Below are 16,728 nucleotides of genomic sequence, written 5' to 3' on the forward strand. Positions count from 1 at the left end.
TGGCGAAGAGTAATTTTTACTGCCTGTTCGGGTGTTTTCATGACGTTTTTGCTAAAGATCCGTGGCCTGCTTTACGGCGGCGCGTCATATTGCTGAAGCCATTCGAAAGATATTTTTGCAGGGAGCGATGCGGAATTTTTTGCAGCTTGATTCGATATCCGAATTAATTGTCGGGGTCGCCGGAATGGCGAAAGCGACGGAAATCAAGGCTCCGAAGGCGCCCTGTCCGGCCGCGCACGAGGACGCCCGAAGGTCGTCAAGCACACACTCATGCGCCTATTAAAACGTTTGCGAGCGCGATGAGGGTTTTCAGCTAAGTGCGTCGCCTGGGGTAAAAATTTCCTGAAAGATGCCGTAAACAGAAGCAAGGCGATGCGCAACACTGCACAGCGCCTCATGATGAACTCCGGCGCGCGGCGCATCGTGCGCCGATTCCGCCGTGGTTATGGCCTGGGTCACCGAATGATTACTGCACCGCTTCCGCTCGACGAGGGCCTGCGCCTGCGCGCGCTCAAACGTCTGGATATTCTCGATTCCGAGCCGGAAGAAGCGTTCGACCGTGTCGCCAGACTGGCCGCACGGGCGTTTAGCGTGCCCATCGTGCTGGTGTCGCTGGTCGACGAAGACCGGCAGTGGTTCAAGTCTCACCACGGCCTGGCGGCCTGCGAGACGCCGCGCAGCGTGTCTTTCTGCGCGCATGCCGTGCTCAGCAAACGCATGCTGGTGGTGGAGGACTCGCACGACGACGAGCGTTTTTTCGACAATCCGCTGGTGGTGGGCGCGCCCTATATCCGCTTCTATGCGGGTTCGCCGCTGCGTCTCGCCGATGGCCAGGTGATCGGCACGCTTTGTCTGATCGATACGAAGCCGCGCAGTTTCGAAGCGGACGACGCGCAGGCGCTGGCCGAATATGCCGAACTGATCGAGCGCGAACTCGAAGTGCGCCGCCAGTTGATCCGCTCGCGCACGGCGCATGAGCGCGACCGCCGCTCGCTCGCGATCAGCGAGGCGCGCTTTACGACCGTGTTCAAGGAAACGCCGATCGGCAATGCGCTGGTCGCGCTCGACGGACGTTTTCTCGAAGTCAATCCCACCTTCACCGAAATCACCGGCTACGACGAGGCGACGCTGCGCAAGCTGACTTTCGCCGAGGTCACGCATCCGGCCGATGTCGCCTCCGATGTCGCGCTCGCGGCGGAACTGGTGGCCGGCAAGCAGACCACCTATACGACCGAAAAGCGCTACGTGCGCCCGGACGGCACGGCGATCTGGGTGAATCTTGCCGTGACGCTGTTGCGCGACGCGACCGGCGTGCCGCTGCATTTCATCGCCGCGGTGCAGGACATCGACAGCCGCAAGAAAAGCGAAGAAGCGCTGCGCAACTATCACGTGGAGCTGGAAGAGCGCGTGCGCGAGCGCACCGCCGAATTGCGGCGCAGCCGCGACGCCTTGCAGACCATCACGGACAATCTGCCCGTGTTGATTGCCGCGGTGGATCGCGATCTGCGTTACCAGTTCAACAACGAAACCTTCAAACGCGTGCTGGCCAAACCCTCGGCGGTGCTGCGCGGCGTGAGCATTCGCGACACACTGCGCCCCGAATTGTTCGAGCAGTTGCAGCCGCTCTTCAAGCGCGCGCTGGCAGGTGAACGCGTGACTTGCGAGGAGGTGCGCTACCGCGCGGATGAAGAGCGCGTCTGGTGCACGACCTATATTCCGGCCGAGCGTGAAGGCAAGGTGACAGGCTTTTACGTCGTCTCGCACGATGTCACCGAACAGCGCCGCACCGAACGCGAACTGCGCGAGAACGCGCTGATCGACCCGCTCACGGGCCTGGCGAACCGTCGTGCGCTCGAACAGGAATTGCAGGCGACGCTGGCGCAGGCAAGCCCGTTTGCGCTGTCCTTTATCGATCTGGACGGCTTTAAGGGCATCAACGACCGCTATGGTCACGATACCGGCGACGCGCTGCTGCGCGAGGTGGCGCAGCGGCTCACGTCGACGGTGCACGCGGGCGATTTTGTGAGCCGTTTGGGGGGGGACGAGTTCGTGGTGGTAAGCCGTGGCGTGAACGAGGCGGCCAGTATCTCCGGTGCGGCCGGTTCGGCCAGCGTGGCTAGTGCGGCGGCGAGTGCGGCGGCGAGTGCGGAGCGCATCGCGCAGGCGGTCTGCCAGTCGCTTGCGCGGCCCTTCGTGGCGGGGGGCCAGGTGATCGAATGCAGCGCGAGCGTGGGCGTGGTGCTGCATGGCGCGGATGAGGCCGGCGTGCGGCCGGATGAGCCGCTTGCGCTGGCCGACGCCGCGATGTACGAGGCCAAGCGCGCGGGTCGCAATACCTGGCGGCTGGCGCGGCAGGCTTCGCATGCGGCGGTGGCCGCTCAATAGCCGCGCAATGGCCCCGCAATGGCGGCTCAATAGCCGCTCAATGGCACCCCGTTCTGGCGGGAGCCTGCTGCGCAACCGTACCCGGATGCACGGTCCGGGAACGGAATCTGCTGCTGTGTGCCGCAATGGTCCGATCGCGGCGTTGCAGCAGCATTACCCGAAGCGGCAGTGCAAATTTCGCATGCCGCCGTGCGTAAATCCGGCCTTGACGCGATAATGCCCTGATTGCGCGAGCGTTCGCTGCGCAGGGCGCTCGCCGTTCGCCGAGGTCTGCATCGACCACGCAACCCGGACCAGAGATACGCGGTGCGCGCCATGGCTGCGTGCCCGCGGCCCCGTTTCAACGCATGTACGTTTGCACGTTTGCCTACCCGGACCCGACCCGTGACCGCACTTCGATCCGCAGCCGAATCCTCGTTCGTCGACGTCCTCGGCGCCTTGCGCCTTGCCACCGCGTCGCGCCACGAGAGCGCCGAGCGCGCCATGCCGCTCGCCGTCGCCAGACCCACTCTCGCCGATTACCGGCAGCATCTACGCGTGCTGCACGCCTGGCTCGCGCCGCTCGACGCCTGGCTGCAGCGGTTCGCCGATGGCCCGCAGGATCCCGCCTTGCTGCCGCCGCTGGCGCGCCTGGCGCTGATCGAGCGCGATCTCGCGCATCCGGCCTTGCAGGCGCTGCCGCGCGTGGAAGGCGCGCCGGCCGTCGCGGCCTCGCCAGCGCTTGCCCCGCTCGAAGCCGGTGTTGCATGGCGTTGGGGCGCCTGTTATGTGATCGAAGGCTCGCAACTGGGCGGCGCGGTGCTGCTGCGCCGCTATGCGGGCGCGTTCGCGCCGCATCCGCTCGATTATCTGAGCGGCGACGGCAACGCGCCTGGCCCGCGCTGGCATGCCTTCGTCGCGGCGATGCGCCGTGCGGTGCATACGCCGCGCGACGTCGATCTCGCCTGTGCGGGCGCGCGCGCCGCGTTCGACCGGCTGATCGCGCTGCTGCCGGAGTCTGCATCCGCAGACCGCGGCGCAGCGTCCGCCGTGGCCGGCGCCGTCACGGCCTGAGCGCTCGCGGCGCCAGCCTCGTCGGCGACATCATGTACGAGCCCTTGTCAGACCTGCCGGCCGGCGGAGCTGCTCCGGGCGAGCCCGCGCCCAGGGTCGGCGTCGATGTCGACGCGGGCGAAATCTTCGAAGCGTTGCCCGACGCCTGGCTGGTGCTGGACGCCGACATGCAGGTGGTGGCCGCGAATCGCGCCTATCTCGCGCTGGTGTCGAGCGAACGCGCCGCCCTGGTCGGGCGGTCGATCTACGAGATCAACCAGGCGGGCTCGGCGGCGCAGCGCGAAGCGCGGCGTCAGTGGCTCGATACCATGCTTGGCGGCGGCGTGCCCGGCGAAAGCCGCCTTGGTCCGCCGATTCGCTACGACCTCGCCGACGGCGCTGCCGGTCCGCTGGTGCCGCGCTACTGGCAGGCGCGCGTCACGCTGATGAGCACCGCGCGCGGCGAGCGCCTCTACGGCCTGTGTGTGCACGACATCACCGGGCGCATGGAAGACGAGGCGCGCGAACAACGCGAGCGCGCCAAGCTGCGCTCGCAGGCGCGCCTGCGTCAGGTGCTCATGGAAGAGGCCAACGAACAGTTGCGTCTGCAACAGGAACAGTTGCAGCACGCGCTGGCGTTCGCGCGCGTCGGCGCGTGGGAGCTGCAAACGCAGACCGGCATGTTCACCTGCAACGATCAGTTCAAGATGCTGCTGGGTTTGCCCCCCGCCGCAACCATCACCGAATCCCGACTGTTCGGAGAGCTGATCGATGTCGAGCATCGCGAGCGCGTGCGTGATGCCTTCGACGCCGCGCGTTTCGCCGACGCGCCCGTGGAGGTCGATTTCCGCGTCACGTGGCCCAGTCGCGAGCGGCGCTGGGTGCTGTTGCGCGCGGCGCGTCCGCGTGGCGGCGAGGCGCCGGGCAGCGACGCTGGCGGCGCGACTGGTGGCACAACCGGTGGCACAACCGGTGGCACGGCGGGCGGCACGGCGCCCATCATCGGTCTCGCGCTCGATATTTCCATGCGCAAGGAGTTGGAGCTGGAGCACCAGGCCGCCGCTGTGGCCGAGCGCGCTGCGCGCGAACGCAGCGAAGAGGCCACGCGCGCCATGGATCACTTCGTCGCCGCCGTGAGCCACGAATTGCGCTCGCCGCTAGGCGCGATCCAGTCCTGGGCGACGCTGCTGCAACGTGCCGGCGACCTCGCGCACATGGCGCGCGCAGGCACGGTGATCGAGCGTAACGCGCGCCAGCTTGCATTGATGGTCGACGACCTGCTCGATAGCGGCGCGATCGCCACGGGCAAACTCTCGATCGAACTGGCGCCGGTCGATCTGGGGGCGCTGGCGGGCAATATCGCCGAAGACATGCGCATGCGCATCGAGGAAAAAGGCGTGCGCCTCATCGCCGATGAGCTGGATTCCTGCGTCGTCATGGCCGACGAGAAGCGCCTGCGGCAGGTGATCTGGAATCTGATGACCAATGCGCTCAAGTTCAGCGAGACGGGTGAGATCGTCGTGAGCGTGCGCGCCACTCGCGTGGCTTCGGGGCAGGCGGGCGCGGTGCAATTGAGCGTGCGCGATTCGGGACGCGGTATCGCGCCCGATGTGCTGGAGCGCATCTTCGAGCGCTTCTATCAGGCCGAAGGCAGTGGTCGGGCGTCCGGTCTGGGGCTGGGTCTGTGGCTCGCGCGCAGCATCGTGCGTTTGCACGGCGGCTCGATCTGGGCTGAAAGCGCTGGCGAAGGACAGGGCGCGACCTTCCGCGTGAGTCTGCCGCGCTACCGATAGGGCCGCGCACTGACGCTACAATCCGGTCATTGCTCCCACGCAGATTGCCATGACCGATTCTCCGCCTACCACGCCGCTCGACGCGCTGATGCAGCAGGTGCTCGCGTTTCGCGAAGCGCGCGACTGGCAGCAGTTCCATACGCTGCGCAACCTGATCGTCTCGACCAGCATCGAGGCGGGCGAGTTGCTCGAAACCATCCAGTGGAAAGACGACGCGCAGATCGCGGCGATGCTCGCCGACGCACAAGGCCGCGCGCACCTCGAACAGGAGTGCGCCGATGTTTTTATCTATCTGCTGCTGGTGGCGCACACGGCGGGCTTCGATCTCGTGAAGGCCGCCGCCGACAAGGTGCGCGTGAACGAGACGCGCTATCCCGTCGACAAGGCGCGCGGCAACGCCATAAAACATAGCGAGCTTTGACGCGCCTGGCGCGGGTCTATCGACGCCTTATCGACTATAAGGCGGCGGCTCGTTGAGCACGGCCCAGAACACGCCCAGATCGTTGATCGCCTCCATGAAGTCGTCGAACTCCACGGGCTTCACCACATAGGCGTTTACGCCCAGATCGTAGCTGCGCAGCAGATCCTTTTCCTCGCGCGACGACGTGAGCATGACAATGGGCACGCGCCGCAGCCGGTCGTCTTCGCGCACGACCTTGAGCACTTCGTGACCGTCGAGCTTGGGCAGCTTCTTGTCGAGCAGGATCACGGCGGGGTTTTCATCGGCGCGATCGGCCCATTGGCCTTCGCGACGCAGATAATCGAGCGCTTCCGCGCCGTCACGCAAGGCCACCACCGGATTCGCGAGCCGGGCCTTTTCGAGCGCGATCAACGTCAGCTCGATATCGTTGGGATTGTCTTCCACCAGCAAGATGGGTCTTAACACGACGCTTTCCTTCCTCTACCGCGCACAGGCGCGTAAAAACAGTCAGTCCTGAACTTCATTCGGGCTTGCGCACGTTCCTGAACGGCTGCGTATCGGGCGACACCGAAGCCAGACGCGCAACGGCCGCGGCGGCCGATTCGCCGTTGAGTGCGCCATTCTGCGCAGGCGGTACATCGGGGGCGCGCGGAATCGCGAACGAGACCGTTGTGCCCGCATCGAGTTTGCCTTCGGCCCACGCCTGGCCGCCGTGACGCTCGACGATGCGCTTGACGCTCGCGAGCCCAATGCCCGTGCCTTCGAAATCCTCGAAGCGATGCAGGCGCTGGAATACGCCGAACAGCTTGCCGACGTAACGCGCGTCGAACCCCACGCCGTTGTCGCGCACGAACACGATGTCGTGGTCGGCCAGCGGCGTGTCGCTGTCACCGGCACGGCAGCCGATCTCGATTATCGCAGGGTCGTGCGCATTCTCACGGTTACGCGTGAACTTCACGGCGTTGTCGATCAGATTGCGCAGCACCACATGCATCAGCACCGGGTCCACGGTGAGCGAGACCAAAGGCGCAACGCGCCATTCGATCGCGCGTTGCGGATGATCGCGCTGCTGATCCGCCACGAGTTCGCCGACGAGCCGGTTCATATCCACGCGCTGTTTGTGAAGCGCGGCGCGGCCCATCTGCGAAAAGGCCAGTAGATCGTCGACGAGTTTGCCGCCAAAGCGCGCGGAATCCGCGATGCGCTCGACAAAATGCTTGCCGCGCGTGGAGAGATTCGCGCTTTCGTTTTGCGCGAGCAGATCGGCGAAACCCGCGATATGGCGCAGCGGCGCGCGCAGATCGTGCGAGACGGTGTACGAAAAACCTTCGAGCTCCTCGTTCGCGCGGCCCAGTTCGAGCGCGAGTTGCGCGAGTTCTTCGGCGCGGCGCAAGACGATGTCGAGCAGTGCGGCGCGAAATTCCAGCGCGATTTCCTGCTCGGCGGGATGCCAGGGCAGAGAGCGCTCGCGCACCACCTCGGTCCACACGTCGAAACTCGCGCGCGGCGATAGCGAACTCGCCAGTGTCGCCAGCTTCTCGCGCGGGTTTCCAGCCCAATTGAGTGCGCGCACGACCTCCGGGCGAAACCAGATCACGTAGTTGCGAAAGAGCCGCGAGATCGAGACCGCGAGCATACCGGCGGCGTCGTGATGAAAGGGCACGCCCGCCGCATCGGCGAAATGGTCGGCGGCGATGATCTCGCCGCTCTGGCCGTCGAGCCAGGTGAGGATCTGCTCGATCTGTGCAGTATCGGGCGTGGTGCCAACCGTGACGATGCGCCCGTCGAACACGATGGCCGCGCCCGCCGCGTTGGCAAGGCCCAGCAGATCGTGCGGCTCGTCGCGCAGCGCGCTCACGAAATGTTCGCTATTGGCCATGGCCGCGAGCAGGCGCGAGAGGCGGCGGCGCAGTTCGAGCCGGTATTCGGCCTGGGTGCGATCCTCGCGCGCTTCGATTTGCAGCGATAGCATCTGCGCGATGTGCTCGCAGGCGGCACGCACCTCGAAGGCGGGCACGCGCGCACTGGCGTGATGACAGGAAATCAGGCCCCAGAGCCGCCCGCGCACCACGATCGACATCGACATCGACGACCCGGTGCCCATGTTTTTCATGTACTGCACATGCACAGGCGAGACGCTGCGCAGCGACGCCCACGTGAGATCGGTCGGGCGGCCCGTGGCCGGATGCAGCGGGGGCACCAGCGGCACGCTGGCGTAATCGGCATCGGCGATCAGGCGGATGCGGTTGTGGACATAAAGCGCGCGCGCCTGGGCGGGGATATCCGTAGCCGGAAAATGCTGGTCGAGATAGGAGGCGTAACCCGGCTCGATGGCCTCGGCGAGCACGTGGCCGTTGCCGTCGTCGTCGAAGCTGTAGACCAGCGTGCGGCCAAAGCCGGTGATGCGCTTGACTTCGCTGGCCGCGAGTCGCGCCAGGTCGTCGACGCTCGTGCTTTCCTGGAGGCCGCGCAAGAACGTGCGCACGAGCGGATAGAGCGACGAGAATACGTCGGCTGTGCCGAGCGCGGGTTCGAGTTCGACGATGGCGAGGCCGTTGTAGCGATGCGCAACGATCGCGAGCGGTGGATGTGGCGGGTGCGTGGCAGCGCCGCCGGGCTCGCTCGCGATGCTTTGCGGGCTGTGCTTGACGCGCGGGTCGGCGATCGTGCCGACCAGACGCGGCGTGCCGTCCGTGCCTGGTTCCGCGAGCGCGGCCAGCGTGGCCTGCGCAGCAGCGTCGCCGATGAGGCGCGCAAGCGCTTCGCCGAGCAGATCCTCGGCGCGGGTGCCTGCGAGTGCAGCTACGTTCGCGCTCAATTGCACGATGCGGCCGTTCTCGTCGAGGCTGATCAGATACCCGTGCGGCTGGATGCTGCCGGGAATGTGGATGGGCTCGCTGGCACAGTCGGCGTGTGTGACATGCGCGCTGGGCGGCGCCGGATGGGTCATGAGGGCTCCGTTGGGACGCCAGTGCGTTCCGTAATGCGGGTCGGGCTGGTCGGGCGCGCGCAAACTCTGCGCGCATATCCCTTAGAAAGCAGCAATTTGCGTGCCGCGATTTCGGAAAAGGCGTAGACCGAATAGCCCGCTCGCCGAAACTTTAGCAGGGGCATGCCGTCCTTCAACCCGTCAGGTTCTCCTCCAGCCGATCGAATACCCGCTGCGTCGCGCCGCGCGCATGCAGCGCGAACAGCAGCAGCGAGCGGCCCGTTACCTGATAGATATCGCCGGCCTCGAATTCAGGCAATTCGTCGCGCACCGGCATATTCGTATCGATCAGGCAACTCCACTGATCGTTGCCCGGCACCGACGGCAGCGTGAAGTCCACCACGTCGTGATAGGCGTTGAGCACGATCAGCATGGTGGCGTCCGAGGCCAGGCGCATGATGCCGCTGGTCTGCGAGCGCCCATCGATCAGCATGCCGAAACATCGCATCTGCGCATCGCCCCATTGCTCGCCGGTGAGCGGCACGCCTGCGGGCGAGAGCCATTCGACATCGGTGACGTCGAGCGTGGCGTTGTGCTCGCCGGTCAGGAAGCGGTTGCGGCGCAGCACCGGCAGCGCATGGCGCAGTGCCGTGAGCTTGCGCACGAAATCGGCGAGCGCGTGACCGTCTTCGTCGATGCCGTTCCAGTCGACCCAACTGATCTCGTTGTCCTGGCAATAGGCATTGTTGTTGCCGCGCTGCGTGCGGCCGAATTCGTCGCCCGCGAGCAGCATCGGCGTGCCTTGGGACAGCAGCAGCGTGGCCAGGAAGTTCCGCTTCTGGCGCTCGCGCAGCGCGCGGATTTCCGCGTCGTCGGTTGGGCCTTCCGCACCGCAATTCCACGAAAGATTATCCGAGTGACCGTCACGGTTGTCTTCGCCATTGGCTTCGTTATGGCGTTCGTTGTACGAGACCAGGTCATGCAGCGTAAAGCCGTCGTGCGCGGTGACGAAGTTCACGCTCGACCACGGGCGGCGCCCGCGGCGGTTGAACTTGTCGCCGGACCCGGCGAGGCGCGTGGCGAGATCGGCGGCCTGGCCTTCGTCGCCTTTCCACCAGCCGCGCACGGTGTCGCGAAAGCGGTCGTTCCATTCGGCCCAGCCCGGCGGGAAGCCGCCCACCTGGTAGCCGCCGGGGCCGCAGTCCCACGGCTCGGCGATCAGTTTCACGCTGGCGAGTATCGGGTCCTGGCGGCAACTGTCGAGAAAGCCGCCGCCTTCGTCAAAGCCATAAGGTTCACGGCCCAGAATGGTGGCCAGATCGAAGCGGAAGCCGTCGACGCCCATCTCCATCACCCAGTAACGCAGGCTGTCCGTCACCATCTGCAGCACGCGCGGATGCGAGAGATTGAGCGTGTTGCCGGTGCCGGTGTCGTTGATGTGATAGCGCGGGTTATCGGCGACGAGGCGGTAATACGAGGCGTTGTCGATGCCGCGAAACGAAAGCGTCGGCCCCAGCTCGCTGCCCTCGGCGGTGTGGTTGTAGACCACGTCGAGGATCACTTCGAGCCCCGCCTGGTGCAGGCGGTCCACCATGTTCTTGAATTCGTCGATCGAGCCTTGCTCGCCCACCGAATAGCGCGGATCGGGCGCGAAGAAGCCGATGGTGTTGTAGCCCCAGTAGTTCGTGAGATTGCGCTCCAGCAGATACGAATCGTTGACGAAGGTATGCACGGGCATCAATTCGACCGAAGTGACGCCCAGCCCGCGTATGTAGTCGAGCACCTTCGAATTCGCCAGGCCCGCGAAGGTTCCGCGTTCTTCTTCGGGCACGTCGGGATGGCGGATCGTGTAGCCGCGCACGTGCGTTTCGTAGATGATCGCGCGTTCACGCGACACGCGCTCGCGCAAGGGGTGGTGCCAGCTGAAGGTCTGGTCGACCACGCGGCAGCGCGGCACGTAGCGCGCGCTGTCGCGTGTGTCGAAGGAAAGATCGGCGTCGGGGCTGTCGAGCGTGTAGCCGAACACGGCCGGGTGCCATTTGAGCGCGCCGACGTGGGCTTTCGCGTACGGATCGAGCAGCAGTTTGTTGGGATTGAAGCGATGGCCGGCGTCCGGCTCGTAGGGGCCGTGCACGCGGTAGCCGTAGATCGCGCCCGGTTCGAGATCGGGCAGGAAGACGTGGAAAATTTCGTCGGTGTATTCGGGCAACTCGATGCGTTCGAGTTCGCGCAGGCCGGTCTTGTCGAACAGGCAAAGCTCGACTTTGGTCGCGTTCGCCGAGAATAACGCGAAATTCACGCCGCGCCCGGTCCAGGTTGCACCATGCGGGAACGGCTGGCCTTCGGCGATGCGGGTAGCGGTCTTTTTGCTCATGGGTTCTCGCAGTGGCTGGATCGGGGCGCGAGGTGTCGGTCCCGATCGGCGTGAAATCAGCGTGGAAGCGGCAAGGTTCAGGCGCTGCGCCGAACATCGGCGAGCGTGCGGCGGTGGCGCTGCGCCGTGCTCGTGCGGCGCGCCGGGGGCGCCGCATTCGCGTGACGCGGCGCGCGTACCACGGGCGCGCTCTGGCCGCCGACCAGCGCGCGATACAGATCGTGATAGCGCGCGGCGGGCGCGTCCCAGCTCGAATCGCGCTGCATCGCGTTGCGCTGGAGCACGCGCCAAGCTTGAGGATGCGCGAAGGCATCGAAGGCGCGGCCGAGCGCGTGGAAGATATCGCTCGCGCGCTCGCCATCGAACAGAAAGCCGGTGGCGTGCCCAATCGGGTGTGTAACCGCCGATGGCGGGCAATCGGCGATGGTATCCGCGAGGCCCCCCACGCGCGAAGCGACCGGAATCGTGCCGTAGCGCATCGCGTAGAGCTGCGTGAGGCCGCACGGCTCGAAGCGGCTGGCATGCAGCAGAATGTCCGCGCCCGCATGCAGGCGATGTGCGCGCGTTTCGTCATAGCCGATATGCACGCCCAGCCGCCCCGGCCACTCGGCCGCGAGCTTGCGCAGGGAATCTTCGATGGCGGCGTCGCCCTGGCCGAGCACCGCGAACTGCACGCGCGGCCAGCGCGCCAGCGCGGCGGGCAGCGCCTCGCAGACGACATCGGCGAGCTTTTGCGTGCTCAGGCGGCTGCCGATCGCCACCAGCGGCGCGAACGGATCGATATGCAGTCCGTAGCTCTGCTGCAGCGCCTTCTTGCAGGCGTGCTTGCCCACCAGATCGTCGGGGCCGTAGGGGTGCGCGATCAGCGTGTCGGTCTGCGGATTCCAGAGCGCATCGTCGATGCCGTTCACGATGCCGGTGAGCTTGTGCGCATGCGCGGCCAGCACGCCTTCCATGCGGTTGCCGAACTGCGGCGTGAGGATCTCGCGCGCATAGCGCTCGCTCACGGCGTTCAGGGCATCGGCATGGACGATGGCCGACTTCATGAAACTGAGCGTGTCGTAGAACTCGATGCTGCGCGGCTCGCGCGGCGCGGGCGCCAGCAGTTCGGAAGGAATGCCCGCGTACGGCGCGAGCCCGAGCGGATAGTTGCCCTGAAATGCCAGATTGTGGATCGTGAACACGCTGCGCGCCGAGGCGCCCGCGAGCTTCATCAGGAGCGGCGTGAGCCCCGCATGCCAGTCGTGCGCATGCACGATGCGCGGGCGCTTCACGCCGCGCACGCCGATGGCGATGCGCGCCGCCGCCGCCGAAAGCGAGGCGAAGCGCGCGAAATTATCGATGTAGTCGCGCCCGTCCTCGTCCTGATAGAGCCTGCTGCCGCGCCCGGCGAACAGATGGTCCATCTGCAGCAGCAGGACCGGCACGTCCGAATCGGGCATGGCGGCGCGCCACAGCCGCGCGTCGCCCCCCGGCAGATCGCGGATATAGCCGAGCGGCGTGGGCGCGATCACGCGCTCGAACGCACACTCGTAGCCCGGCAGGAGAATCGAGGCGTCGACGCCGCGGCGACGCAACGCCATCGACTGCGAACTGACCATATCTCCGAGGCCGCCGCTCTTGGCGAGCGGCGCGGCTTCGGCGGCGACCATCAAAACGTTGAGAACGTTGTGCGACAAGGTGACTCCCCCGGTGAGTGCAGGTGAAGAACGCTTAATGCAGGCGATGCGGGTGCGGGACGACGCGTGGGAGGCGAAGCGGGTGGCGCGGCAGCGGCCCAGCTTGGCCTCCCATGTTTGGTTAGCAAGGTCCGGGCCAGAGCGGGGAGTGCAAGAGGAAATCCAGCCGCCTGAATGTTGCGGCGCGGCGAGAAGCCGATGGCGCAAGGCGCTGGGGGATCAGGGCGAGGAAGCGGGCGGCGTGTGCGAGGCGACGGTATGGCACTGCGCGCCGTGCGCTGTGTAGCTTTGGCGTGGCGCGCGTGCAGTTTTCGCTACGGCGAGGGTTCGCTGGTGGTCAGCTGACGGTTTGCACGACCTCGAAGCCCTCGAATTCCGGATGGCTCAAGTAGAGCGGGCGACTTTGCCCGCTGTTGCCAGCGTTACGATGCGCGGCGCGGAAGGCGTCAGAGCGCGTCCAGGCCTCGAAAGCGGCGTGATTCGCCCAGACAGTGTGGCTCGCGTAGAGCACGTGATCTTCGCGTTGCGGACCTTTGAGCAGGTGAAACTCAACGAAGCCTGGCACTTCCTTGAGATGCGTGTCGCGGCTCGTCCAGACTTCTTCGAACGCGGCTTCCGAACCGAGGGCGACCTTGAAGCGATTCATGGCGATATACATGCGGCGATCCTGTTGGGTGCGGGTGGGATGGAGGACTGGGCTTCCGATTATAGAAGCGCCGCGCTCACTCCACCGGCAGCGCGGCCGGCACGCGCATGCGATAGAACGACAGCGCCTGGATCGCGAGCGTGCAGAAAATCGCACTGCTGTAGGCCACCACCAGATGCGTACGCGTGAGCAGCAGACTCAGCACGAAGAAGAACGCCGCGAAGCCCAGCAGACCGGTTGCCATGCCGCGCATCACCTGTTGGGCGGCGGCAGCGCCGCTCGAATAATGCGCGAACACCGCCAGGATGATGGCCATGAACGGAAACGATGCGATCACGCCGGCTGCGCTTGCGCCCACATACGGCGCGATCAGCGTAACGCTCACGATGAGCCCGGCAATCAGCACCATGCGCAAGGGCAGATCCCACCACGGCGCGTCGATCTTCGCGCTTGCCGCTGCGGGATTGGGCATGACGTTGAGCGCCAGTGTGATGGCGATCAGCGCGATCAGGAACAGCAGCATTTCGGGTAGAGCGCTCCATTGCAGCAGCGCCGCCACGATCACGAATGCACCGGCCGCACCGGTCAAGGCGAGCCGCCATCCCGACGCCGCGAGGCGGCAATAGATGACGCAGAAGACCACTTGCCCAATGGTCGCGACGAGCGAGCCCGCCGTGGCCTGGGTGGCGAACGCCGGGCCGTGTTCCAGCGCGAGAAACACCGAAACCGGCCCCGACGTGAGCGGCATGCCGACCAGCAGACCACCGACCGCTTCGCCCCAACGGCGAACCGCGAGCGACGCAAGCAAAAGCAGCAAGGGCGTGATGAAAAGCTTGAAAAACAGGAGATCCATGATGGGCGAACGGCATTGAGTGAGGCTGTGCGTTCATCTTGGGCATCGCCCGCGAGGCTGACAAACTATTTATCGTCATATAATGTGTGAGCTAAACTCACACATAATCCGACTGTGTTCGAGCGGCTTCCCCCACTCCAGACGCTGCGCGCCTTCGAGGCCACCGGCCGACATCTGAGCATGACGTTGGCGGCCGAGGAACTGCACGTCACGCACGGCGCAGTCAGCCGGCATATCAAGACGCTCGAAGAAGATCTGGGCGTGCGACTGTTTCAGCGGCTGACGCGCCGCATTGTGTTGACCGAAGCGGGCGCGGAGTTTCTGCTGGCCGTCACCCGCATGCTGGGCGAACTCACGAAAGAGGCCGACCGCGTGCGCGGCCAGGACGGCGTCGAGCGCTTCAAGATCAACGCGAGCGTGTCATTCGCGAATAAATGGCTCGCGCCGCGCCTGCATCGTTTCAAGGCGCGCTTTCCGGATCTCGACGTTCATCTCGACGTCACCGATAAATTCATCGATTTGAACGAAGGCGAAGCGGACGTTGCGATTCGTTATGGCAGCGGGCGTTATCCGCGCCTGCTGGCCGAGCGTATTCTGGAAGAGACGGTGACGCCGGTTTGCAGTCCTGCTTATCGCGAGAAAATGCGCGGGTTGAAGTCGGTGACGAATCTTGCGGGCTGCACGTTGCTGCATGAAGGCGGGATGCTGGCGAACTGGGAGCAGTGGTTCGCGCTGGCGGGCGTGGAGCGCGTGCGTAGCGATCGCGGGCCTGCGTATAGTCACGGGAGTCTTGCGATTGAAGCGGCGATACGGGGTGAAGGTGTGGCGCTGGGGCGGAGTGTGATTGTTGCGGATGATATTGCGGCCGGGCGGCTGGTAGCGCCGTTTCCGCAGATCAGGCTGAAGTCCGAGCGCGGGCACGATCTGGTTTATCGCATTGGGAGTCGCGACGATTACAAGGTTGGGGCGCTGAGGACGTGGTTGCTCGATGAGATCAAGGTGTTTCTGGATGGGCTTGATTGATTTATTGTGCGGAAATAATACGATTCGTTGCGCGCGCAGCTGATTCATTAATTTAAATTCAGGCGCGTGTCTGGATCAGGGTTTGACGGTTCTTTTAAAACCGGGTGCGGAAACCGTGATAGTAATGATGATCTTTCTATCCGGAGTCCGACAGGATGAGCGCACAGGAGCTATTCGTCTATACGCCAAGCGCTGGGGAGTGGCGCAAGCAAGCGGGCAATGTGGTCACCGTGAGTGGCGAGGCTGAAAGCAATCCGGGTGTCGCGAGGGACGCGCGATATCTCGTCACCCCAGATAAGTTCGAAATCACCGACATTCCCGCTGCAATGTCCAAAATGGGCTGGCACGTGTCGGCGGCGTTGCTCAGGAAGTGGTTTGCTTACGCGCCCAAGAATCAGGCTTTGGATGGCTATCAGAAGTCGTTTGGGATTAGTTCTGATGGGCGGACAGGTAAGTATCCAGACGATCGCTTCGACACACAAACAATCAAGCTCGATTGGGTGCTTTCGTTTCCGCGGTCACACACGGGGTTACGAAAATTGCAGGACTCTAAATATCTATATTCAGGCAATCTGGCGAGTATTTACAGCGCTATCTCTCCATACAGCGGACGTCGGGTTATTGATACTCTGGATCTAACCGGTGGAAACATTCAGGAACTGCACAATAAATTTCAATTTCAGCTTGCCAGGATCGATACATCCGCAATGCAAAAAGCCGAACAATTCTTTGGGGCAGCCCTTCATCATGGAAAACCTGATGATCTCGCAGGAGCGCTAGGCGGATTTGCGCTATATGCGGCTGTAGCAGAGGTTCGGTTCCAACAAAGGTTGCTTGGAGGTGTCGATGCAGAGATTACCAAGGTAGCGATTTACGTAAAAAATCCTTACTCTTATTTTGATAATCCCAAGGAGGGCGGGTCGCAATATCTAGGGCACTGGAATAAAGATGGAATTTGTCTGGTTCCGGAGGGATATATCGCGCAGCAGGCAAACTGGGGCGGTTGGAGTCAGTATGCTATCAAGCCGGAAGGGCCATATGGGCGCACCTTCTGGCCTGTTCACAATAGAGATTTTCGTCGTTGGCAGGACGCGCACAATGCGGGCGGAGATATGATTTTGTTTTCCGACTATCGGATCATTAATATCAATCCCATCAGTTTTCGGGTGAGGAGATGAGGGGGAGCGTCCGTCGGAATCTTTTGGTCGCATTTGCTGTCGCGGTCGCTGGATTCAACATGATCGATTACATTCTCGATGCTCTCGCGCGAGCCTTCGCACATGAATGTGTTGACGTGGCATCGCCGAGCGGGCTATATCGAGCACGGTCGTGCGTGACAAGGGTGGACGGCAACGTCGTCTTCTACGTAGGAAAGCTCTACGACACACACAGCGGTCAACTCCTCGCGCGAACGGACTTTGATTCCGTGGACAGCCGATTACCGGAGTTCTTGCCAGACGAGAGTGCCGTTATTTTCAGACGAGGCGAAGGTGATGGCTCAGGCACCGGATTCATCAACATCCCCCCAAACTGGCTGGAGCGTATCAAAGCAAAAATCCCCTAACTCAAGCGCACAACGAGGAGGGAACAGCT

At 64.2% G+C, this 16,728-nt stretch carries 13 protein-coding genes; 7 read left to right on the forward strand and 6 right to left on the reverse strand.

The genetic code is table 11. The annotated features are described in order from the left end of the window. The first annotated feature begins 372 nt into the window (after positions 1 to 372). From F4827_RS10460 to F4827_RS10475, 4 genes are all read left to right on the forward strand, one after another. Positions 373 to 2,385, forward strand: coding sequence for a diguanylate cyclase domain-containing protein (locus F4827_RS10460; protein ID WP_183723920.1), 2,013 nt, complete (start codon positions 373 to 375; stop codon positions 2,383 to 2,385). Positions 2,386 to 2,769: 384 nt separating this feature from the next. Then, a complete protein-coding gene (locus tag F4827_RS10465; protein WP_311673094.1) occupies positions 2,770 to 3,438 on the forward strand; it encodes a biliverdin-producing heme oxygenase in 669 nt (222 codons plus the stop codon). A gap of 32 nt (positions 3,439 to 3,470) precedes the next feature. Then, positions 3,471 to 5,210 carry an ATP-binding protein gene (locus tag F4827_RS10470; RefSeq protein ID WP_183723918.1) on the forward strand — a complete coding sequence of 580 codons (1,740 nt, stop codon included), beginning with the start codon at positions 3,471 to 3,473 and terminating at the stop codon, positions 5,208 to 5,210. A gap of 49 nt (positions 5,211 to 5,259) precedes the next feature. Continuing rightward, positions 5,260 to 5,631, forward strand: coding sequence for a nucleotide pyrophosphohydrolase (locus tag F4827_RS10475; protein WP_183723917.1), 372 nt, complete (start codon positions 5,260 to 5,262; stop codon positions 5,629 to 5,631). A 27-nt stretch (positions 5,632 to 5,658) separates the two neighbouring features. Here F4827_RS10475 and F4827_RS10480 read toward each other — a convergent pair whose 3' ends face one another. The 6 genes from F4827_RS10480 to F4827_RS10505 form a co-directional block, all read right to left on the reverse strand. Further along, entirely contained in the window at positions 5,659 to 6,096 is a 438-nt protein-coding gene (locus F4827_RS10480; RefSeq protein WP_183723916.1) for a response regulator, read from the reverse strand. A gap of 55 nt (positions 6,097 to 6,151) precedes the next feature. Then, entirely contained in the window at positions 6,152 to 8,581 is a 2,430-nt protein-coding gene (locus tag F4827_RS10485) for an ATP-binding protein (protein WP_183723915.1), read from the reverse strand. 172 nt (positions 8,582 to 8,753) lie between these two features. Then, the gene (gene glgX / locus F4827_RS10490) at positions 8,754 to 10,934 is read right to left on the reverse strand and encodes a glycogen debranching protein GlgX (RefSeq protein WP_183723914.1); all 2,181 of its coding nucleotides are present in this window, start codon (positions 10,932 to 10,934) and stop codon (positions 8,754 to 8,756) included. A 77-nt stretch (positions 10,935 to 11,011) separates the two neighbouring features. Then, complete coding sequence (glgA, locus tag F4827_RS10495; protein WP_183724041.1) at positions 11,012 to 12,586, reverse strand: glycogen synthase GlgA; 1,575 nt, start codon at positions 12,584 to 12,586, stop codon at positions 11,012 to 11,014. Between the two features lie 364 nt (positions 12,587 to 12,950). Continuing rightward, the gene (locus F4827_RS10500; RefSeq protein ID WP_183723913.1) at positions 12,951 to 13,271 is read right to left on the reverse strand and encodes an antibiotic biosynthesis monooxygenase; all 321 of its coding nucleotides are present in this window, start codon (positions 13,269 to 13,271) and stop codon (positions 12,951 to 12,953) included. Positions 13,272 to 13,335: 64 nt separating this feature from the next. Beyond that, a complete protein-coding gene (locus F4827_RS10505) occupies positions 13,336 to 14,112 on the reverse strand; it encodes a hypothetical protein (RefSeq protein ID WP_183723912.1) in 777 nt (258 codons plus the stop codon). A gap of 114 nt (positions 14,113 to 14,226) precedes the next feature. Between F4827_RS10505 and gcvA the strand changes: the two genes are divergently transcribed. The 3 genes from gcvA (at position 14,227) to F4827_RS10520 (ending at position 16,699) form a co-directional block, all read left to right on the forward strand. Continuing rightward, positions 14,227 to 15,135 carry a transcriptional regulator GcvA gene (gene gcvA / locus F4827_RS10510; protein WP_183723911.1) on the forward strand — a complete coding sequence of 303 codons (909 nt, stop codon included), beginning with the start codon at positions 14,227 to 14,229 and terminating at the stop codon, positions 15,133 to 15,135. Positions 15,136 to 15,290: 155 nt separating this feature from the next. Further along, a complete protein-coding gene (locus F4827_RS10515) occupies positions 15,291 to 16,313 on the forward strand; it encodes a DUF6402 family protein (RefSeq protein ID WP_183723910.1) in 1,023 nt (340 codons plus the stop codon). A gap of 59 nt (positions 16,314 to 16,372) precedes the next feature. Continuing rightward, positions 16,373 to 16,699 carry a hypothetical protein gene (locus tag F4827_RS10520; RefSeq protein ID WP_183723909.1) on the forward strand — a complete coding sequence of 109 codons (327 nt, stop codon included), beginning with the start codon at positions 16,373 to 16,375 and terminating at the stop codon, positions 16,697 to 16,699. Positions 16,700 to 16,728 lie beyond the last annotated feature (29 nt).

It is taken from the genome of Paraburkholderia bannensis (genome assembly GCF_014200455.1).
Lineage (GTDB): Bacteria > Pseudomonadota > Gammaproteobacteria > Burkholderiales > Burkholderiaceae > Paraburkholderia > Paraburkholderia bannensis_A.

What these genes read in the sequence shown, in the direction of transcription:
- F4827_RS10470 (WP_183723918.1), top strand. Translation starts at nt 3,471, where the DNA reads ATGTACGAGCCCTTGTCAGACCTGCCGGCCGGCGGAGCTGCTCCGGGC.
- glgA (WP_183724041.1), bottom strand. Translation starts at nt 12,586, where the DNA reads ATGGTCGCCGCCGAAGCCGCGCCGCTCGCCAAGAGCGGCGGCCTCGGA.
- F4827_RS10505 (WP_183723912.1), bottom strand. Translation starts at nt 14,112, where the DNA reads ATGGATCTCCTGTTTTTCAAGCTTTTCATCACGCCCTTGCTGCTTTTG.
- F4827_RS10485 (WP_183723915.1), bottom strand. Translation starts at nt 8,581, where the DNA reads ATGACCCATCCGGCGCCGCCCAGCGCGCATGTCACACACGCCGACTGT.
- glgX (WP_183723914.1), bottom strand. Translation starts at nt 10,934, where the DNA reads ATGAGCAAAAAGACCGCTACCCGCATCGCCGAAGGCCAGCCGTTCCCG.
- F4827_RS10475 (WP_183723917.1), top strand. Translation starts at nt 5,260, where the DNA reads ATGACCGATTCTCCGCCTACCACGCCGCTCGACGCGCTGATGCAGCAG.
- F4827_RS10500 (WP_183723913.1), bottom strand. Translation starts at nt 13,271, where the DNA reads ATGTATATCGCCATGAATCGCTTCAAGGTCGCCCTCGGTTCGGAAGCC.
- F4827_RS10460 (WP_183723920.1), top strand. Translation starts at nt 373, where the DNA reads ATGCGCAACACTGCACAGCGCCTCATGATGAACTCCGGCGCGCGGCGC.
- F4827_RS10520 (WP_183723909.1), top strand. Translation starts at nt 16,373, where the DNA reads ATGATCGATTACATTCTCGATGCTCTCGCGCGAGCCTTCGCACATGAA.
- F4827_RS10515 (WP_183723910.1), top strand. Translation starts at nt 15,291, where the DNA reads ATGAGCGCACAGGAGCTATTCGTCTATACGCCAAGCGCTGGGGAGTGG.